The organism is Candidatus Frankia alpina (genome assembly GCF_902806485.1).
In the GTDB taxonomy this organism is placed as follows: Bacteria; Actinomycetota; Actinomycetes; order Frankiales; family Frankiaceae; genus Frankia; species Frankia alpina.
Genome location: NZ_CADCWT010000422.1, coordinates 1 through 2,268, shown reverse-complemented (window position 1 = coordinate 2,268; position 2,268 = coordinate 1). Strand labels below are relative to the sequence as shown.

Annotated in this window: 2 protein-coding genes; one reads left to right on the top strand and one right to left on the bottom strand. The window is 65.9% G+C overall.

Going from position 1 to position 2,268, the window contains the following annotated elements; genetic code table 11:
• Positions 1-60: 60 nt before the first annotated feature.
• On the bottom strand, positions 61-603 hold the full coding sequence (locus G6R25_RS23540; protein ID WP_163554609.1) for a PadR family transcriptional regulator: 543 nt from the start codon (positions 601-603) through the stop codon (positions 61-63).
• 79 nt (positions 604-682) lie between these two features.
• On the opposite strand from G6R25_RS23540, the gene G6R25_RS23535 reads away from it, so the two are divergent.
• Positions 683-1,864: an FAD-dependent oxidoreductase gene (locus G6R25_RS23535; protein WP_235949498.1), complete on the top strand. Its 1,182-nt coding sequence runs from the start codon at positions 683-685 to the stop codon at positions 1,862-1,864.
• Positions 1,865-2,268: the final 404 nt, after the last annotated feature.

The window sequence follows — 2,268 nt, the reverse complement described above, 5'->3', positions numbered from 1 at the left end:
CGGTTTCGGAATAGCTTCACCGTCCACGACCGAGCCGCCGATCCGGCGCGTCCGGATTCGTCAGGGCGTGGCGGGCCACGTGATGCGCTCGGCATGTAGGTCGTCAACGAGCGCCTTGACGTAGTCCAGCTCGGCCGCGAGGACCTGCCGCTGGTACTCGAACTCGATAAGGAAGAGTCGGGGCAGGAACGTACGGCCCTGGGTGAGCTCGTCTTCGACCGCCGCCAGTTGTTGCTCTAGGCGGGAGACCCGGGTGGTGAGCGCGTCGACGGCCTCCAGCGGGGTGAGGCTGGGCAGGAACGAAAGGGCGGCGGGGAACTCCGGGTACTCGCGGGCGGGCGTGGAGAGCATGGCGTCCAGCCATGCCCGCAGAATCACCCGGCCCGCGTCGGTGATCCGGTAGGTCGTCCGCTCGGGACGGTTCGCCGCGCGCGCCATCGACTCCACCGCGACCAGGCCGTCCCGGAGCAGCCGGTCGATCGTCTGATAGATGCTGTTGCGCTGGGTGACGTTGACGACGTCACCCTTGCGCCGTTCCTTGATCAACTGCTGCATCCGGTACGCGTGCATCGGCTCCTCGGTGAGCATCGACAGCACGGCCATAGCGAGCACCGATCGGCGAGGCGCTGACATTGTGCGAGCCTATCGGGGCTGGCAGCGCGATAGTCATGATATGTATAGTATGACTATGACCAAAAAAGCATTGATCATCGGCGGGGGTGTCGCGGGCCCGGTGACCGCAATGGCGCTCCAGCGAGCGGGCATCGACTCGGTCGTCTTTGAGGCGTACGGTCGCGGCTCGGACGGCGTCGGCGCGTTCCTGACCCTGGCCGTCAACGGGCTGGAAGCTCTCGACGTCCTCGATCTGAAGGACACGGTCTGCGATCTCGGCATGGACACACCGGCGATGAAGCTCATCAGCGGCGGCAAGGAGCTGGCCACGGTCGCCATGCCGGCCCGCACGGTGGCGCGGACCGACCTGTACGAGAAGCTGCACGACGAGGCTGTGCGGCGCGGCATCAGCATTGAGTACGGCCGGTGTCTGGACAACGCCGAGGCCACGCCAACGGGCATGCGGGCAATGTTCACCGACGGCACCACCGCCGAAGGGGACCTGCTCATCGGCGCGGATGGCCTGCGCTCGCGTACCCGTACCATCATCGACCCGAACGCGCCGCGCGCCCGGCACATCGGCCTGCTCAACACCGGTGGGTACGCGCGCGGCCTACACCTGCCCGGCGAGCCCGGGGTGGCGCATTTCGTGTTCGGGCGTCGCTGCTTCTTCGGCTACTTCATCCATCCCAACAGCGAGATCTGGTGGTTCGCGAACCCACCGAGCCGCCGGGAACCGACCCGGGAGGAGCTGCTTGCCATCACGTCCGAGCGGTGGCGGGCCCGCCTGGTCGACCTGTTCCGCGACGACACCGGGCCGATGCTCGACATCATCGCCGCTACCGACGACATCTTCCCAGGCTGGAACACCTACGACTTCCCGACCGTGCCGACCTGGCACAACCAGCGGATGGTCATAGTCAGAGACGCCGTCCATGCCACCTCACCATCGTCCGGTCAGGGCGCCTCCATGGCGATCGAGGACGCGATCATGCTCGCCAAGTGCCTCCGCGACATCCCCGACACCGCGGCCACTTTCGCCTCCTTCAAGAAGCTCCGTCGGGAGCGGGTCGAGCGGGTCGTCAAGCACGGCAAGCGCAGCGGCGACGGCAAGACGCAGGGCCGGTTCGGCGCAACGATCCGAGACATGGTGCTGCCGATGATCATGCGGAAAATGGTCACCAGCAACAGCCTCAGCTGGATGTACGACTACCGCATCGACTGGCCCGCCCTGGTGGTTGGCGCCCGGTAAGTCAGCGCAAACGATCGCCGCCCTCGTGACGGCGAGCTGTCGCAGCAACGCTGCCAGCCTCCCAAGCGGACGTACCGGCAGTCATTCCCCGCAGGGAGAACATGTTGTTCCCACTCGTGTACCTCCGCTGACTTGTCCGGAAAGGAACCGCCGAGCTTGAACGTTCCACCCGAGAGCCGAGAAGCGTTCGGTGGTTCCTCGGGACGTCGGTCAGCTCGACGCACCCACGGCGGGCTGCCCTTCCTCGGGGCTACTCATCGGCGAGACTCTTCCCACCAGATCGGACGAGGCGATCGTCTGGTTCAGCTCGTCGGCCAGCAACTGCCTGTGGGGTGCCAGAAGTCGGCTAGTAGGGCTTTGTTAGGTGTCGTTGAGTTGTGGTTTCAAGCGATCTGGTGACGGAT